Genomic DNA, 15,246 nt, shown 5'->3' on the forward strand with positions numbered 1-15,246 from the left:
ATGCATCCGGATCTGGCTAAAAATTGAGTATATCAAAAAAGGTGAAAAAGAAAAAGACTGTTTAGTCTTCTTCCCGTTCCATGGTGATGGCCTTTTTCGGGCACTCTTCGGCGCAGATGCCGCAGCCTTTGCAGTAATCAAGGTCGATTTCAAGATCGACACTGATGGATGCGTCCGGACAGTACAGACGGCAGATGCCGCATTCGTTGCATTTTTCCCGGTCAACCACCGGCCGGAACGTACGCCATGTCCCGGTCTTTCCTGCTGCACCTTCTCCAGGTCGGGAAATTGCCAGTTTTGCACTCATATCTTCAGCTCCTCATAGGCACGCAGTGCCGCTTCAACATTTCGTTCGTCCCGGAATGTCTCTGCAATGACCTTTTTTGCAGATTCCTGTGAGATTAAACCCAATTTTGCAATGGCCCCGATAAGAGGCGTGTTGAGAATGGGGTTTCCGGCAAGCACCAGATCAAGGGAGAGCGCGATGCCTGTCAGGTCAACCGGATAGGTTTGGTGTCCCTCCACCTCTGTTCCCGTCTGGCTGTTTATCAGGACGTTGCCATCCGGTTTTATGCCGTGCAGGACATCAACCAGCTGCATGATAGATTCATCAAGGACGATAACAAGGTCAGGGTGTCTGATCTGGGAATAGACGCGGATCGGTTCATCATCAATGCGGATGAATGAGACCACGGGTGCACCCCGGCGCTCGGCCCCATAGAGAGGTGTTGCCGTCGCATGCTTTCCGTCCAGGAATGCTGCGTATGCAATCAGTTTTGCAGCAGTCACACCGCCCTGGCCGCCGCGTGAGTGAAGGCGTATCTCATACATCAGTCAACCACCCCGAACCAGTGCTCTGTGCCAGGCTTTCGTATCCGGACAAACTCTGCGATATCATCATAGGTCACTTCCTGTCCGCCAAGGCCGGCAATCACACTGAACGGCTTGCAGCCGCATTTTGCCTGCAGTTCACCGGCAACAACGCCCCCATATCCGAATGAGTAGTCGCGGTCGATAACAACCACTTCCTTTCCATCGAGGTCAGGCACAATAAACGGGCGGAACCAGCGCATGCGAACGGCACCTGCGGCAATCCCTTCTTCCCGGAGAATGTCGACTGCGACTTCCATCTCTTTGCCTAAAGTACCCATCGCAACGATGACCACATCTGCATCCTCGCAGCGGTACTCCTCGTAGAGGTTGTACTCACGTCCGAAGCGGCGTGCAAATTCGGCCTCTGTCTCTTCAATGACCGGAATGGATGCCCGCATTCCGCGTTCGATATCACGGCGGAAGGTAAAGTGGGTATTTCCGGGTGTCAGTGTGCCGTAGCCACCCGGATTTTCGATGTCAATGGCATGGGGGGTTGCCGTTGGCGGTATGAAGTCACCCGGCTCAATCGTCTCAAATGTCTGGGTGATATGTGTCAGCAGGAACCCGTCAAGGTTGATCATCACCGGAAGAAGGACATCGGTATGCTCTGCAATCCGGAATGCCATCATGGTGGCGTCATAGGCTTCCTGTACCGTTGAGACATAGACCTGCAGCCAGCCGGTGTCGCGCATGGATATTGAGTCTGAGTGCTCCGCACCGATGTTCCACCCGGGACCGAGTGCACGGTTTGCGTTTGCCATTACAATCGGGAGCCGTGCCGCTGCTGACATATGCAGCATCTCACACATATAAACCAGCCCGTGCGAACTGGTGGCGGTAAAGGTCCGCACGCCGGTTGCAGCAGCGCCGATGCAGGCCGCCATGGATGAATGTTCAGACTCGACCGGAATGTAGCGTGCGGCCAGCGAGCCGTCCGTTACGAAGTTTGCTATCTCCTCGACGATCTCTGTCTGCGGGGTAATGGGGTATGCTGCAACAACCACAGGTTTTGCATCCCTGACTGCCATTGCCACCGCTTTGTTGCCTGTTCCGAATGTCAGCATATGCCATCAACCTCCCGCTGAAGACGGGCAATCGTGTCCTCAACCGTCTGCTGGACTTCTGCTGTTTCCTCAGCAGTTATCTTCCGGAAACGCCCCTGCACGGAGAGGTAGTCCTCAACCGGAATCCGCTTTTTCATCGCCGCCTTGGAGGCGCCGGTGATCGTGAGCTTTCCGTTCTCGCGCTCATACAGCACCCAGAGGCCGGACTTTACGGCGAGTTTCCCCATCTCAATCGTCTTCTCCGACGGGAAGCGCCATCCGGGGGGACAGGGTGCCAGAACATGCATAAACTTCGGACCAGGGATGGAGAGTGCCTTTTCCACCTTATTGTAGAGGTCCTGGGGATAGGCGGCACAGGCGGTTGCCTGATACACCGGGTTGTGGGCTGCCACAATTGCGTCCAGGTCTTTTTTATGATCCTTCTTGCCTCCCGGTGTGGTGGTGGTCATCGCGCCCAGCGGCGTTGCGCCGGACCGCTGCATGCCGGTATTTGAGTATGCCTCATTGTCATAGCAGATGTAGAGGAAATCCGTCCCGCGTTCAAGCGCACCGGAGAGTGCCTGTATGCCGATGTCAATCGTGCCGCCGTCACCGGCATAGCAGATCACATTGGTCTTTCGTCCCTCTGCACGGAATGCCTCACTCATTCCTGATGCAACAGCGGCAGCAGAAGCAAATGCGACATTATAGACAGGTAGATTCATTGCGGTTGTGGGGTAGACTCCCTGTATCACGCTGGTACAGCATGCCGGGATCACAAGCACCGTATCCGCTCCTGCAGCTTTTGTCACATAGCGCAGAATGAGGGATGACGGGCACCCTGCACACGCAGATGTGGTTTTGAGTAAAAACTCTTCATCAGGTATGGCCATGGTATCCAGTCTCTCTTATGAATATTTCACATGAATAATAATGAAGTATTGGTTTGGTTCTTTCCGGCTGAGAACCGGATTCCTCCCGGCACATCAGCCTTCGTGGGGGGGGGTGAAATCAATAACTTCACTGGTGAAGGTGGAAAGATGGGTCATCAGCACGGGGTTCAGTCCGTTTTCAACGGCTACAAAAAATCCCGGCATACCCAGAATTGCCAGTTTACTCGTCATGAAATGGGCAAACTTTGAGATGTCCTCGGATGACAGGTAGATAAGCATCGTACTGATGCTGTCTAAGATGACACAGGTCTTTGTGCCGGAATATTCTTTCAGCATCTCACTGATTGCCACACTGAGGTTTGTGAGATTGCGGGGATTATTAATGAAGACGGCACGGTCAATATCCTCAGGGAGCGTGCCAAGGGCATATTTTGAGACGGCGTCAATGAAGATTATCGTCTCGAGGTCAATATTGTTCTTTACATATGTCCGTTTCAGGATGGGTGAGGGCTGATTGAAGGTAATCATGATTATCCGGTACTGCAGATGCTGAACCTCCTGCACAAGGCGAATATTGTTCTCCTTGAGCGTGGATGCCGAAGAAAGGACCAGAAATGAATCCCCCTCTTCCAGTTTTTCTGCAGTGATCCTGTTCATTTCTGAATCATGTTCCTGTATGCTGCCGGGACATCGGTCTTCCCGGTGATGATTGCTTCATTGAGCTCTCTGAGGTTTTCAACAACACTGGCTGCCACCTGTATCTGAAGTTTCATGATGGTCTTCAGCTCTTCGGTGTCACAGTCCCCCTGTTCAGCCTCACGCAGAATCTCCCTGAGATTCTCTTCTATCAGGGATACGGGTGTCTTCAGTCTGACTGTTGCTTCAGATATATAGGCAAGAAGGTCTTCATTTGCCACACGAAGATTGCTCTCCGCTTTTTCCCTCTTCTCCAGTTCAAGAAGTGCGGTATTTTTCATCTCACGGTATGCCTGAATTTCCTCCGTCAGGCTGGTCACATCCTCACAGACAAACATCGCATAATATCCTGACTGATGCTCCAGCGGCAGCACGGTTGTCTGCTGGCGTTGCATTGTACCGTCCTGGAGCGGGGCATCAAAGATGTAGGTGTGAATCTTTGATGAGAATATAACCGGAGGGCTTCCGGTGAATATGCTCCCGAGCCGTTCCTGTAAGACAGTCCTGTTTATTCGTGAAAAATGGGTTCTGAGGTCTGTCCCGGTGATTTCACTGCGTTCCTTTCCGGTCCACTGCTCCATACAGGAGTTCCAGAAATGGACTGTGTAGTCCCTGTCGATGATGCATACGCCAACCGGCAGGTATTCAAGGATATTCCAGATCGCGTCCCCGGGTCTTTCAGTCATATTCCCCCTCCTTCTGATTCTGCTATTTTGGAGAGGATTTTTTCGAGAGAGGAAAACTCAAGAAGCATCATGATGTAGCCATCCACATCGATTTCACTGACCAGAAACCGTGTGTTGACGATGATGGCGAGCATCTGGTCATGTTCGATGCTTTTTCTGAAGAGGGAGGGAATCGTGCCCTCATCGTACCGGGGGGGTGTATAGGTGATGCGTTCATGGAGTATGTTTCCAATGGATCCCATGATGCCATTGATGCAGATATTGCCGACCTCTTTCAGGGTCTCTGCCATCATCACATCCATTTCCGTTTTTTCAAACTCTTCCCCTGTAATGGCATACACCAGCGCGGCAGCACCGGCCGTATTGAAGACGAGTGCTGTGGAACCCGATATAAATCCGTTAAAATTGATCCTTACTGCCGAAGAGGGGGCGCCGTCAAACGATGCTGCATGGCATTGGAGTTCTCCCATGCGTATCAGTTCAACCACTGGTACTTCAAGGATCACCCGTGCATGTGTCAGTTCATTCAGGGTTCCCGCGGCTCTTCCGATACCAATATTGATGAGTTCTCTGAGAGTATCCATGCCGGATTCAGGGATCTCTTCAGTCATGCATATCAGCCCCGCTTGCCCAGGAATTCTTCAATGACTGCCCCTGCTTCATCATGATCAACCGGTTTGTTGAGAAACGCCCGGGCACCCAGGTTCAGGCAGTCACTGCGTGTTATTTCCTGAATGTCTGCTGTGATAACGATAATGGGGATGCCAAGCGCCTCTTCTGCGGCATCTTTCAGGACTGCAAAGCCGTCATAATCAGGCATCAGGAGGTCCAAAAAGATGAGGTCAGGTTTTTTCTCTTTGGCAATGGTCAGGCATTCATGCCCATTTTTTGCTTCCAACGGGGTGTGGCCGTTTTTTTTCACAATTGAGGTCAGAATCCGCCTCTGAAACAGCGAATCATCGCATACAAGAATAGTCCCCATCTTCATCTGCCCTGTGATAATTAGTCCGGAGAATTTATAATATAATTACATAAATATGCTGGTATGGCCCTCTGATAGCCCCAAAACTCAGTATTTTATATATCTTTAATTCATCGAACTATATTAGGTGTTGTTCGATAATGAGCCCGGAACCTGATGACAGGACCATACACGATGCCTCTGAAGAAGGTATTCGCAAAAAGGCCGATGCTTCAGTGGTGTTAACCCAATTGCGGGGAAATAAGACTCGTGAGAATACGGTTTCTGAAAATCCTGATGGAGAAAATGGCAGGGGGGAGGAGGGGCCATCACTCCATACAGATGAGGTCCTGCGTCCTGCTGATATAACACCGGATAATGAAATGCTCCCTGATACCGATGAAATCCGGCGAAAACTGGAGGATGAGGACGCAGACCGGAAAATTCGTGAACAGCTTGCAAGTGCACAGGTGTGGGAAGAAAAGCAGAAGGCTATTGAAAACGAGCGTGAACGCCAAAGAAAGGAGATTGAACGGGAAATTGAAGCTGATTCCCGAAAAAAGGCTATTGGGAAATGGAAGCGGAACGCTGTTATCGGTGCGGTTCTCCTCATCCTCATTATTGCTGCAGCAGCGCTTACCTTCTCTGTACAGCCAAATCTTCCGGCGACGCAGGACTCGTTTCCCTATGTCAGCTCCTATAATGTGAGGATTCCGCAGGGAGAGCCGGTTAACTTCGCCGGAATTCCGGTGACAGTTTCAGGCACCGGTGACAAGGTTATTGTCAGTATAAGTGGGGGTATGGGCACGGAGATCGGTATTGGTGACAAAATCACTCTGTCATCGCCAAAACGGATGGTAATCCGGATATTCGGTGTAACGCTCTTTGAGAGTGACTATCAGATTGTGGCAAAATTCCGCGGTTATGTCCCGGTAACCAGCCAGAATGATTTCATCGTGGCAGTGATGACAACCCGGCCGGTGCCGGAATGGGCGGTTGGTGTGATTCTGCCGGACGGGGTTGATATTACTCCTGTGGGTGGAGAGGATTTCTAATGGTTCGGGATTATCAATCCTCCGCTTTTTCAGGAATTAATAAATACCGTGAATACGGTGTTTCATATATGAGATTAAACGGGGTGAAATAGGAAAATGGCTGAAGAACAGGAGAATAATGTCCCCTCACCAGCTGAAACACCAGAGGAGGCAGTACCGCAGAAAGAAACACCTGTCCCCTCTCCTGAGGCTGCAGGAATCACTGAAGAGGAACGGCAGAAAATAATCGCTGAAGAGCGGCAGCGGGTAAAAGAAGAGCAGAAATTTAAGGAAGAGGCAGTAAAATCCTATAAAAAGGAACATAAGAAGGGATTTGGATTTTTTAAGATTCTCCTTCTGCTGCTTGTCCTCATCGTCGTGGCGGTTGCCGGTGGGTATGTCACGTTCAGTGCCTACGGAAACCAGAATCCATGGGGCGACAGTTATCCGTATGTGGCTACCTACGATGTCCTGTTGCCGGACAGTTCAGAACTCTTCTTCGGGAATGTCCCGGTTCTGGCCGTCAGTTCCGGCAATGATGTGACACTGAAAATCGGAAACGAACGTCAGATTCTCTCCATCGGCACACCGGTGGAGTTTCAGCCCGCACATATGACCGTGAAGACGTACGGCATCACCCTGCGGGAGAGTGATTACCACCTGACGATTACCTATCGCGGTCTGGTGGAGAACCGTCTGGATTTCCTGGTATCTGCCCGCACCTCTGCACCCCCGATGTCATCCTGGATGACCGGACTGATTGTGCCTTCCCAGGCAACGGTCCGGCCGGTCTAATCCAGAAGCATATTCACTTTTTTCATCGTTTCAAAGAATCGGTTTCGTTCTCTGAATGCGTATATCATTCTGTCGCTGCTCTCAAGCGGGGTGAATGCAATGCCACAGTCGATATCCCAGAGAATAAGCCCTTCCGGCGGGGCCGGGGTGAGGTGGCGCATGTTGGGCGCTCCCGTGAGCAGTGCTGTCAGGTCGTCTGTGTCCAGTTCATTTCTGCCCACGGCGATGAGGGCTGTTACAATGCAGCGCACCATATTCCAGAGAAATCCCGGTGCCATGATTTCATACACATAAAATCCGTCTTCAGCACGAACTTCAGATGAAAGGATGGTCTTCTCAGGGTTTTTTCCGTCAAGGCGGGAGAAATGGGTGAAATTATGCGTCCCCGGAAGGAGTTCTGCTGCCTTCTGCATGAGGGAAAGGTCTGTCGACCCGTCATCGTGAATATAATACCGGTAGGTGCGTGATTCTGCATCAAATCGCGGGTGAAAGGTTTCTGCTGTCTCTGCCCATCCGCTGCACCAGCAGTCACCCGGAAGGATATAATTCAGGCGTTCCCGTGCACGGTCGGGAAGGGAGGTGGTAAATGCACAGATCTGCCCCCGTGCATGGACGCCTCTGTCGGTTCTGCCGGAGAATGCAAATCCGGCTGTGCGCCAGTCGTCAAAGAGGCCAAGGTCCCGGCAGGCGCTGATGAGCGTATCCTCCACGGTACGAAGGCCGGGCTGCATCTGTGAGCCGTAAAAATTCGTCCCGATGTACGCAACCTGAAATGCCAGCCTCATCGGTGAATCCGCCGGGTAATTCTCCGCTTGGCACCACGCATCGACTGGCGGGTGTAGGTGCGCAGCGGTGTCATCCTGCCGTGGATACTGCATCGCCCCTCCCGTATGGCATCAAGGATGCCGGGCACGTCCGGCGGTGCGTCGATGAGTGTTACTCCGTATCCCACATATCGTGCATTATGTGCGTCACTTCCTGCCACACAGGGCTTCCCGGATTGTTCCGCCTTCCTTGCAGCCTTTCTGTTTGCTGCACCGGTGATGTAGCGGCTGTTGAATGATTCGACTGCATCCACCATCGCAATGGCACTCCTGATTTTCAGGGCGGCACCGTGGCGCCACTTATGATATGGGTGCGGGATGATGCAGAGTGCCCCTGCCGCATGTGCCTGTGCAACCGTTTCGGCAAATCCCTGGTCGGCAGGGATCACTTCTGTGATGCCCAGAGCGATGAGATGGCCGTCAGCTGTGGAGATCTCAATTCCCGGGATCACGAGCACCGGGGAATCGCACTGCATCGCATACACTGCCCCGTCTGTGGTGTCGTGATCGGTGATGGCGATGGCGTCAAGGCCCCGCTCTTCCGCCCGTTTCAGGCATGCCTCTACACTGCTCTCCCCGTCACGGGAAAAATTGGTATGGACATGCAGGTCACATTGCAGCATCAGATCAGTACCCTTTTTCATTCATGGCTAATTAAAGTGAATCGTGAAACGTATGCGGGTACTGCTTCCCACAGGGACGATTGCTGAGAAGATTGTGCGCAGGGCGGCTGCGGGGTTTGATGCCGATGTAGTGGTCACCGGGGAGATTGCATCCTTCCTGACGCCGGAGCGGCTTTGTGCGATGGCACAGGGAGGCTGGTATGATGCCGTCATCATATCGGGGATGTGCACGGCTTCCTTTGCCCCGGCGGAAGAGGCACTGGGAATTCCGGTCTACCGTGGCCCCCGGCATGCTGCCGACCTCGGGATGATGCTGAGCCTGCTGGGGACGATGGAGTTTTCCCGCACGGTGCCTGCCGATGAGTTTCTCATCCTCATCCGGGAAGAAGAGGCGAGAAACCGCCTCAAAGAGATGGAGGAGGAAGCATCCTGTGCCTTTATGCTCCGGGGATGCCGTATTGGCGGAACATCGCGGATGAAGGTGCTTGCTGAAATTATGGATGCCCACCGCGTGCCTGATATCCGTGCCACAGCAGAGCGGTTTCTGGCCGCAGGAGCTGACATCATTGATCTCGGTTTTGGATTTGATGCGACTGCAGCAGATGTCAAACGGGTCTTTGCAGCTTTGCGGGACCTCCCTGTGCCGCTTGCCGCCGATACGCAGGATCCGGCACTCATTTGTGCTGCTCTTCCTGACGCTGACATCATACTCTCCCTGCAGGAGGAGAATATCCCGTGTGTGGCTGCTGCGGTGGTGGCTGCCGGTGCGGCAGCGGTGGTGGTGCCCGGAGATGCGTCTCTTGCAGAGAATATCCGGGCGGCAGAGGCGGCAGGCATCTCCCGGATTATTGCAGATCCGCTGCTGCAGCCGGCAGGCAGCGGTCTTGTCTCATCTCTCTCTTCGTTTGCGGAGGGGCGCCATCCTGTCTTTTTCGGGGCGGGTAATGTCACCGAACTCATCGATGCGGACTCGGTGGGGATGAACGCCCTTCTGGCTGCGATGGCACATGAATGTCATGCGGCGGTGCTCTTCACCAGTGAACACTCCGACAAGACGCAGGGGAGTGTGCGGGAGATGCGGCGTGCTGCCGAGATGATGGCGCTCATGGGTGACCGGCCGTACCCGAAAGATCTGGGTCTCTCGCTCTTCTGCATCAAGGAGAAGCGCCGCCGTCATGAACCGGCTATTCCCCGTGAAATGACCTGTGATGTGCCGCCCGTTCCTGAAGAACTGGTCTTTGACCCTCGTGGGAATCTGAGGATCGGTATTGAGGACGGGTGGATCATTGCGGAGCACAAAGGGATGGCCTTCCGTGGCAAAAAATGGGATGAAGTATTCCATGCCATTCTCTCTGACGGCCGTGTCTCCCTCATGGATCACGCGGCCTATTTGGGAAAAGAGCTCTATAAGGCGGAACTCTCACTTCGCTTTGGACGGAGTTTTGAGCAGGACGGGGAGTTCTAACTCTCCCTTTGGTTCATTTTTCGTGGGGGGCGTGGATCACAAGTGTCGCTATCGGGCTTTCGGTAACAACCGAGGTGCTCACACTGCCCAGAAGAAACCGCTTTGTTCTGCCCTTTCCTGCAGATCCAAGGATGATAAGGTCCGCACCTATCTCCTTTGCGGTCTCGATAATCTCGTCCCGCGGGTCCCCGATGACCATGTGGGGGACGATCGTTACCCCGGCATCGGTGGCGATTTGTGTTGCCTCTGCAAGCATCACTTCTGCTTCACGCTCAAGCATACCAATCCAGTGCTCTGAACGGGGTTCGACGACACCGATCTGTGGGTCAACGATGGTGGATGCGTAATACCGGGGATTTACCACGTAGATGGCATGTACCGTTGCATCCCAGAGGGGTGCATTGGCGACTGCTGTCCTCAATGCCTCACGACCGAATTCTGAACCGTCGTATGCAACGAGTAGTGTTTTAAAGACCATTTTCTCTTCTCCTCTCTTCTGGTATTCACTATATCTTTCGCCATTATCAAGATATCTGCCTGAATCTGCCCGGAGACGGTTATTGTGATACCATTATGTCGGGTCTCTGCCTACATATATGACATAAATGGAGATTCGCGGCATCAGAAGGGAATGTCTGGACACCCTTCGGGCAGTGGGGAAAAGCCAGCACCCCAGGGAATTTGTGGCAGTTCTGCGGGAGACAGACGGGATTATCGAGGAGTTTGATCTGGCACCCGGAACCGTTGTCACTGAGCAGAGCGCCGGATTCTCTTTTGAGATGATGCCGCTTGATGTTCATACGGCCGGGAGTGCTCATTCCCACCCCAGCGGTCCCCTGCGACCGTCAGATGCGGATCTGCGGTTCTTCGGGAGAATGGGGAAGTACCATCTCATCTTCGGCCCGCCCTACGGGGAAGGCGACTGGCGGGTATTCCGCCGTGACGGGACACCGGCAGAACTCGGGGTGATTGAATGAAACGGGTGGTTGCAACCGGCACGTTTGACATTCTCCACCCCGGTCACATCTACTATCTTGAGAGGTCCCGGGCACTGGGTGACGAACTGCATGTCATCGTAGCCCGTGATGCAAATGTGAAGCACAAACCGGCGCCGGTTGTGCCCGAAGAGCAGCGGCTCTGCATGATCCAGTCCCTTGCCGTGGTGGATGACGCACGGCTGGGCGACAGTGAGGATATGTTCCGGCCGATTGAAGAGATCAGTCCTGCCATCATCACCCTTGGATTCAACCAGCATTTTTCAGAGGATTCTCTCAGAACAGCGCTCCGTTCCCGTGGCATTGAGGCTGAGGTGGTCCGCATCGGCGCCTATGAAGGCCCCGGATATGCGGGTTCACGCCTGATTATGCAGCGGATTCTTGAGACCCGTTGTTCCGGTGAAGGCAAAGAAACTGATAATACGGACTGAGGAGGAGATGAATATATGGCAGATGCGGAAAAGAACGAAAAATCAGATGGTGCAGAACAGATTGAATATGAAACGGTGACCTGCCGGCACTGTGACGGGTATGGCTGCACGTACTGCAACAAGACGGGATCTGTTCAGGTGAGAAAACCGGCAAAACTCTGTCCCGCCTGCGGAGGCGACTGCTGCATCTACTGCGGGTATACCGGATGGGAAGATCCCCGCGGAAAATATGATTGATTTTTAAAATTCTCTCATCCCCCATTAGATCCAGCAATACCGCCGGTTGTGAGGAGTTGTTGGAGACAATCACATTATTTTTAGAGTCTAAAGCATATGGAAAAACCGAAATTAGCCTATATATCCGTAATACTGGCTATGATAATTCTTTTTTGGCATGCTTCTATCTGCTGGCATATCTCAATGCATATTCAGAAGTTTATCCTGAAAAAACCTGGAATCAATCTGAATTGAATGAATCCCAATTGTCTCATTTAAATGATATTGGGGGGCAAATATTACGATGGCGGAGTATTCTGAATTGATTTATCCGGAGTATTTTGATGAAATGCTGCCTGAACTACGATGTTGGATGGAAAGTACAACAATGGAATGGCCAAAAAAATGATAAAATAGTGATTGGCACCGTTTTGAAGAATCAGACCTGCCCATAATTATTTTTCAGAAGTATTTCTGTTATTTGTAAGAGTGATCATACATCTGCCTACCGGCCCTCCCTATTCAATATTATTTTCCTTCTGTGCAGCTCTGCTGTTTTTCCATCTCCGTTTGCCCCAGATATACACCGCAACAATGGCGACAATGATGATGCCTGCCCCGGCGATGCCGGAGATGATGCCTGATTCCACCAGTGACATAATAAATCCCGCTGAAAGGGCGATGGCAGATGCCGAGATGAGGGAGCCGACGGCGACACTGATGAGAATCTTGAGGTAATCCATCCCCAGCATCCGTCCGATGAGGGAGGCGGCCACTCCTCCGGATCCTTCGAAGGGGATCATCACAAAGAATGCGAGGCCCACGGTTGAGATATGCTCGATGATGGGAAACCGGTCAAACTGTTCGCGGCCGGTGGCCATGAAGCGTTCCGCCCAGTGGCCGAACCACGGAATCCGGAGGGCCAGGGGGAAGTTCCAGATGATGAAGAGTGCACCCATCAGGTCAAAGAGCATGATGGAGAAGGCAGCAAGCCACCACGGCAGACCTGATACCACCATCAGTGGGATGACGGTCTCTTTTCCGGCAGGGGGGAAGAGGTAGGCAAGGCCAAGAGCCCCGAATGTCCAGAAGAGTGCTCTGGGGAGGGCGAGATAGAGAATGCCAAGGTAGAGCATCAGTACAGCGAACGGAAAGATGACATAGAATATGTGCCAGCTGTGGATGGTTGGATTCCTGCGCATCTCACCGCACCACTGCAATGCCCGTTTCATCTCTCTCCTCTGTTTGCGTTCTGTATGGCGTTCCACCAGTGGTTGCGCTCTATGATAACCCAGTATCTGCGGAGGTCTGCTTCTGCACTCTGGTATTCGGGATAGTGTGCAGCGACTTCAGACCAGAATGCAGGGGAATGGTTCAGTTCTTTTCGGTGTGCAAGTTCATGCACTACGATATAATCCATCAGATGTGGCGGCAGGGCATATACCTTTAGGTTTAGATTGAGGTTGCCTGCTGATGAACAGCTGCCCCAGCGGGTTTTCTGCATCCGAATGGTGCAGCGGCCGAAAGAGACCCCCATCCCCTCTGCACGGGCGCCAACCGATGGGGTGACCAGTGCACGGAATTCATCTGTCAGGTGCTGCCTGAGGGCGAGGGGGTCCGGAGCGGTAACTGCCTGCTCTGCATGGTCGATACGGCAACGTTCTCCTGCCCGGACTGTGTACCAGGCGCCGGACAAGAGCATCTGGTCCGGTGCAGCGGTATGTGCTGCGGCAATCTGGTCCATTTCCGCCTGGCGTGCTGCAATCCAGTCCTTCTTCGCTGCAATGAAGCCTGCTGCATCAAAGCCCTGTGGTGCGGTTATCCGGAGGGTCCCGTCAGCCATCACCTGCATCCGTGCACGACGGACCGGTTTTCGGTTGATGATGACCGGATATTCGCCTGCTTCACTCTTCACTCAGTAGAGAATTATCCTGTATGGTAATCAATGGTGCTGGTTTGCGGGAATGGGCAAAAAAGAGATATTCCGATATTCAGGAAGATTTTCTGGATTTCCAGGCTTCTTTGACCTCACTGCCTTCAAGGAAGACAAGGCCGTGCTCATCTGCATACCGGCGTGCATTCTCTTTGCTGAGTGCCCGGCCGGTCGTTTCATCAAGCATCTCACAGATGGTGACTGCCGGTGTGACGCCTGCCATCTCGGCAAGGGCAATCGAAAGTTCAGTCTGGCCTTCCCGCTGGTCAAGCAGGGTGTCTGCTGCCCGCAGAAGCGCCATGTGGCCCGGTGTCCGGAACTCTGCTGCAAAGTTGTCCCCGCCGCCGTTCAGCGTCTTTTTGACCTGGTCTGCAAGACGGGTCACGGTGAGTGCCCGATCGTTATCCGTGATGCCGGTGAAGGTGTCGCGGTGGTTGACCCAGAGGGAGAAGGACGAGTGGTTTCTGCGGTCATAGGGAATGTCCCCTTCCTGTTCTGCCAGATGTGTCGGCTGGAGGATCTCGCTTGCAAACGGCAGGCCGAAGTTCTTTGCCGCCTGTGGATGCAGGGCAGTGCAGATGAGGCCGCCTCCGTCTTTTCTCATCCGGACAATGTGTTCCGGTCTGACTGCATCTGACCTGATTGCAAAGTCTGTTTCTCCTTCCCGATCATCAAAGTCATAGAGGAGAACGAATTCCCCTCTCCTGAATGCTTCCAGTGCCTTCTCTATCATTTTCGTCTCACCTCAATTGTTACCTGCGCCCCGTCCTCTGCACCCAGCACATCACGGAGCCGTTCTGCCGATATAAGTTCAATAATATCCTCCGGGTAGTGGCTCCTCCCGGGGATGATGATTGCACACGGGTATTTGTTGATGGAGCATTTCAGGGCCCGGACTGCGCCAAACGTGCGGTCATGATCCGTAAACCCCTCTATCTCCGTCCACTCCATTGCATCGAGCTTGCGGCGGGTCTCAATACTCGTCGGACTGAGCTTTACGTTGAATGTCCCGGGATACGGGGTGATGCCCAGCTTCTCTGAAAACTGGCTGGCATACCCTTCCACGCTGACGTAATACCGTCCTTCTCCGAGACCGCTGATGAGTTCCCCTTCCAGTGTGTAATGCCTGTCGTGTGTTTCAAATATGCGGCGGTATGCTGCATATTCAGCCCTCAGGTTCTCTTCCCCTGCCTGTGTGACAGTCACATACTGTCCGTCCCCCCTCATGACCCGTGAGATCATATGGGCATTTTCAAGGGAGATCAATCTCCGGGAGGCAGTCTGGGGACTAATCGCAAGTTCCTGTGCAAGGCTCTGCGAAGAGACGGACACAGCACGGGAAAGCCCTCCCAAAAGGGCGATCGCTTTCAGGCAGATCAGGTCATCGGGTGCGATCATCTAACATCATTTTTGGAATGCATGCCATATATGGGTTGTCCTTTCGCCATATCTGTCATGGGTTGCTGACGGTTCGTGTGTGCATTTCACTATTCCATCCCTTATTTCGCCAGTCTCGATGTGCAGACCGCTATGGTCATACCTGTTACAGAATCTCCCGGTCTCTCCCTTGTGGTCCGGTGCGGGTGTTCTCATCAGGGGGACATGTCCGGGATACCCGAAGGGCATAAGGCATCGAGACATTTTATCTGTCTTTTATGATCGGTTCTCTCCATTGAATGTCGGGTCTGCTCAGGGATTGTGTCGCCTGACTATCATGCATGTCTGACATTCTTTTTGATAGTCTGTCGCCGGATAATGCCCTCTGTGTAGTTTATGTA

General features: G+C 52.9%; 21 protein-coding genes. 6 read left to right on the top strand and 15 right to left on the bottom strand.

What is annotated here, in order from left to right; all coding sequences use genetic code 11:
• Positions 1–61 precede the first annotated feature (61 nt).
• The 8 genes from L1S32_RS11365 to L1S32_RS11400 form a co-directional block, all read right to left on the bottom strand.
• The gene (locus L1S32_RS11365; RefSeq protein WP_278155213.1) at positions 62–307 is read right to left on the bottom strand and encodes a 4Fe-4S binding protein; all 246 of its coding nucleotides are present in this window, start codon (positions 305–307) and stop codon (positions 62–64) included.
• A complete protein-coding gene (locus L1S32_RS11370; RefSeq protein ID WP_278155214.1) occupies positions 304–831 on the bottom strand; it encodes a 2-oxoacid:acceptor oxidoreductase family protein in 528 nt (175 codons plus the stop codon). The genes L1S32_RS11365 and L1S32_RS11370 overlap by 4 nt, the downstream gene beginning before the upstream one ends.
• Complete coding sequence (locus L1S32_RS11375; RefSeq protein ID WP_278155215.1) at positions 831–1,937, bottom strand: transketolase C-terminal domain-containing protein; 1,107 nt, start codon at positions 1,935–1,937, stop codon at positions 831–833. The genes L1S32_RS11370 and L1S32_RS11375 overlap by 1 nt, the downstream gene beginning before the upstream one ends.
• Positions 1,931–2,809: a thiamine pyrophosphate-dependent enzyme gene (locus L1S32_RS11380; RefSeq protein ID WP_278155216.1), complete on the bottom strand. Its 879-nt coding sequence runs from the start codon at positions 2,807–2,809 to the stop codon at positions 1,931–1,933. Before L1S32_RS11380 ends, L1S32_RS11375 begins: the two co-directional genes overlap by 7 nt.
• A 93-nt stretch (positions 2,810–2,902) precedes the next feature.
• Positions 2,903–3,466 (bottom strand): hypothetical protein, encoded by a 564-nt coding sequence (locus tag L1S32_RS11385; RefSeq protein WP_278155217.1) that lies wholly within the window; start codon positions 3,464–3,466, stop codon positions 2,903–2,905.
• Positions 3,463–4,191, bottom strand: a complete 729-nt coding sequence (locus tag L1S32_RS11390) for a PAS domain-containing protein (protein ID WP_278155218.1) — start codon at positions 4,189–4,191, stop codon at positions 3,463–3,465. The genes L1S32_RS11385 and L1S32_RS11390 overlap by 4 nt, the downstream gene beginning before the upstream one ends.
• Complete coding sequence (locus tag L1S32_RS11395) at positions 4,188–4,802, bottom strand: chemotaxis protein CheX (RefSeq protein ID WP_278155219.1); 615 nt, start codon at positions 4,800–4,802, stop codon at positions 4,188–4,190. Before L1S32_RS11395 ends, L1S32_RS11390 begins: the two co-directional genes overlap by 4 nt.
• Positions 4,803–4,807: 5 nt before the next feature.
• Entirely contained in the window at positions 4,808–5,179 is a 372-nt protein-coding gene (locus L1S32_RS11400; protein WP_278155220.1) for a response regulator, read from the bottom strand.
• A 134-nt stretch (positions 5,180–5,313) separates the two neighbouring features.
• Between L1S32_RS11400 and L1S32_RS11405 the strand changes: the two genes are divergently transcribed.
• Both L1S32_RS11405 and L1S32_RS11410 read left to right on the top strand, forming a co-directional pair.
• Complete coding sequence (locus L1S32_RS11405; protein WP_278155221.1) at positions 5,314–6,207, top strand: cell envelope integrity protein TolA; 894 nt, start codon at positions 5,314–5,316, stop codon at positions 6,205–6,207.
• A gap of 96 nt (positions 6,208–6,303) precedes the next feature.
• A complete protein-coding gene (locus L1S32_RS11410; RefSeq protein ID WP_278155222.1) occupies positions 6,304–6,981 on the top strand; it encodes a hypothetical protein in 678 nt (225 codons plus the stop codon).
• On the opposite strand, the gene truA is transcribed toward L1S32_RS11410, so the two are convergent.
• Together truA and L1S32_RS11420 are read right to left on the bottom strand one after the other, a co-directional pair.
• On the bottom strand, positions 6,978–7,766 hold the full coding sequence (gene truA, locus L1S32_RS11415) for a tRNA pseudouridine(38-40) synthase TruA (protein ID WP_278155223.1): 789 nt from the start codon (positions 7,764–7,766) through the stop codon (positions 6,978–6,980). The two genes, L1S32_RS11410 and truA, sit on opposite strands and share 4 nt — an antisense overlap.
• Positions 7,763–8,449, bottom strand: coding sequence for a PHP domain-containing protein (locus tag L1S32_RS11420; RefSeq protein WP_347403351.1), 687 nt, complete (start codon positions 8,447–8,449; stop codon positions 7,763–7,765). The genes truA and L1S32_RS11420 overlap by 4 nt, the downstream gene beginning before the upstream one ends.
• 31 nt (positions 8,450–8,480) lie before the next feature.
• Here L1S32_RS11420 and L1S32_RS11425 point away from each other — a divergent pair, with 31 nt between their 5' ends.
• Positions 8,481–9,893 carry a dihydropteroate synthase-like protein gene (locus L1S32_RS11425; RefSeq protein ID WP_278157094.1) on the top strand — a complete coding sequence of 471 codons (1,413 nt, stop codon included), beginning with the start codon at positions 8,481–8,483 and terminating at the stop codon, positions 9,891–9,893.
• 13 nt (positions 9,894–9,906) lie between these two features.
• Here L1S32_RS11425 and L1S32_RS11430 read toward each other — a convergent pair whose 3' ends face one another.
• Complete coding sequence (locus L1S32_RS11430; RefSeq protein ID WP_278155224.1) at positions 9,907–10,371, bottom strand: universal stress protein; 465 nt, start codon at positions 10,369–10,371, stop codon at positions 9,907–9,909.
• A 127-nt stretch (positions 10,372–10,498) separates the two neighbouring features.
• Between L1S32_RS11430 and L1S32_RS11435 the strand changes: the two genes are divergently transcribed.
• The 3 genes from L1S32_RS11435 to L1S32_RS11445 are packed head-to-tail and all read left to right on the top strand — an operon-like array spanning position 10,499 to position 11,556.
• The gene (locus L1S32_RS11435) at positions 10,499–10,870 is read left to right on the top strand and encodes a Mov34/MPN/PAD-1 family protein (RefSeq protein WP_278155225.1); all 372 of its coding nucleotides are present in this window, start codon (positions 10,499–10,501) and stop codon (positions 10,868–10,870) included.
• Positions 10,867–11,319, top strand: coding sequence for an FAD synthase (locus tag L1S32_RS11440; RefSeq protein ID WP_278155226.1), 453 nt, complete (start codon positions 10,867–10,869; stop codon positions 11,317–11,319). Before L1S32_RS11435 ends, L1S32_RS11440 begins: the two co-directional genes overlap by 4 nt.
• A gap of 15 nt (positions 11,320–11,334) precedes the next feature.
• Positions 11,335–11,556, top strand: a complete 222-nt coding sequence (locus tag L1S32_RS11445; protein ID WP_278155227.1) for a hypothetical protein — start codon at positions 11,335–11,337, stop codon at positions 11,554–11,556.
• A gap of 497 nt (positions 11,557–12,053) precedes the next feature.
• On the opposite strand, the gene L1S32_RS11450 is transcribed toward L1S32_RS11445, so the two are convergent.
• The 4 genes from L1S32_RS11450 to L1S32_RS11465 all read right to left on the bottom strand — a co-directional run bounded on the left by L1S32_RS11450 (position 12,054) and on the right by L1S32_RS11465 (position 14,866).
• On the bottom strand, positions 12,054–12,767 hold the full coding sequence (locus L1S32_RS11450) for a small multi-drug export protein (RefSeq protein WP_278155228.1): 714 nt from the start codon (positions 12,765–12,767) through the stop codon (positions 12,054–12,056).
• Positions 12,764–13,450 (bottom strand): SprT family zinc-dependent metalloprotease, encoded by a 687-nt coding sequence (locus L1S32_RS11455; RefSeq protein ID WP_278155229.1) that lies wholly within the window; start codon positions 13,448–13,450, stop codon positions 12,764–12,766. The genes L1S32_RS11450 and L1S32_RS11455 overlap by 4 nt, the downstream gene beginning before the upstream one ends.
• Positions 13,451–13,526: 76 nt before the next feature.
• Positions 13,527–14,201, bottom strand: coding sequence for a 3,4-dihydroxy-2-butanone-4-phosphate synthase (gene ribB / locus L1S32_RS11460; protein ID WP_278155230.1), 675 nt, complete (start codon positions 14,199–14,201; stop codon positions 13,527–13,529).
• Positions 14,198–14,866 (bottom strand): DUF120 domain-containing protein, encoded by a 669-nt coding sequence (locus tag L1S32_RS11465; protein ID WP_278155231.1) that lies wholly within the window; start codon positions 14,864–14,866, stop codon positions 14,198–14,200. The genes ribB and L1S32_RS11465 overlap by 4 nt, the downstream gene beginning before the upstream one ends.
• Between the last annotated feature and the right edge of the window lie 380 nt (positions 14,867–15,246).

The organism is Methanogenium sp. S4BF (genome assembly GCF_029633965.1).
In the GTDB taxonomy this organism is placed as follows: Archaea; Halobacteriota; Methanomicrobia; order Methanomicrobiales; family Methanomicrobiaceae; genus Methanogenium.

Coding starts and splice junctions, on each gene's coding strand:
- L1S32_RS11370 (WP_278155214.1), bottom strand. CDS start 831: ATGTATGAGATACGCCTTCACTCACGCGGCGGCCAGGGCGGTGTGACT.
- L1S32_RS11435 (WP_278155225.1), top strand. CDS start 10,499: ATGGAGATTCGCGGCATCAGAAGGGAATGTCTGGACACCCTTCGGGCA.
- L1S32_RS11365 (WP_278155213.1), bottom strand. CDS start 307: ATGAGTGCAAAACTGGCAATTTCCCGACCTGGAGAAGGTGCAGCAGGA.
- L1S32_RS11410 (WP_278155222.1), top strand. CDS start 6,304: ATGGCTGAAGAACAGGAGAATAATGTCCCCTCACCAGCTGAAACACCA.
- L1S32_RS11380 (WP_278155216.1), bottom strand. CDS start 2,809: ATGGCCATACCTGATGAAGAGTTTTTACTCAAAACCACATCTGCGTGT.
- L1S32_RS11400 (WP_278155220.1), bottom strand. CDS start 5,179: ATGAAGATGGGGACTATTCTTGTATGCGATGATTCGCTGTTTCAGAGG.
- ribB (WP_278155230.1), bottom strand. CDS start 14,201: ATGATAGAGAAGGCACTGGAAGCATTCAGGAGAGGGGAATTCGTTCTC.
- L1S32_RS11445 (WP_278155227.1), top strand. CDS start 11,335: ATGGCAGATGCGGAAAAGAACGAAAAATCAGATGGTGCAGAACAGATT.
- L1S32_RS11425 (WP_278157094.1), top strand. CDS start 8,481: ATGCGGGTACTGCTTCCCACAGGGACGATTGCTGAGAAGATTGTGCGC.
- L1S32_RS11390 (WP_278155218.1), bottom strand. CDS start 4,191: ATGACTGAAAGACCCGGGGACGCGATCTGGAATATCCTTGAATACCTG.
- L1S32_RS11375 (WP_278155215.1), bottom strand. CDS start 1,937: ATGCTGACATTCGGAACAGGCAACAAAGCGGTGGCAATGGCAGTCAGG.
- L1S32_RS11440 (WP_278155226.1), top strand. CDS start 10,867: ATGAAACGGGTGGTTGCAACCGGCACGTTTGACATTCTCCACCCCGGT.
- truA (WP_278155223.1), bottom strand. CDS start 7,766: ATGAGGCTGGCATTTCAGGTTGCGTACATCGGGACGAATTTTTACGGC.
- L1S32_RS11420 (WP_347403351.1), bottom strand. CDS start 8,449: ATGAAAAAGGGTACTGATCTGATGCTGCAATGTGACCTGCATGTCCAT.
- L1S32_RS11430 (WP_278155224.1), bottom strand. CDS start 10,371: ATGGTCTTTAAAACACTACTCGTTGCATACGACGGTTCAGAATTCGGT.
- L1S32_RS11405 (WP_278155221.1), top strand. CDS start 5,314: ATGAGCCCGGAACCTGATGACAGGACCATACACGATGCCTCTGAAGAA.
- L1S32_RS11465 (WP_278155231.1), bottom strand. CDS start 14,866: ATGATCGCACCCGATGACCTGATCTGCCTGAAAGCGATCGCCCTTTTG.
- L1S32_RS11450 (WP_278155228.1), bottom strand. CDS start 12,767: ATGAAACGGGCATTGCAGTGGTGCGGTGAGATGCGCAGGAATCCAACC.
- L1S32_RS11395 (WP_278155219.1), bottom strand. CDS start 4,802: ATGACTGAAGAGATCCCTGAATCCGGCATGGATACTCTCAGAGAACTC.
- L1S32_RS11385 (WP_278155217.1), bottom strand. CDS start 3,466: ATGAACAGGATCACTGCAGAAAAACTGGAAGAGGGGGATTCATTTCTG.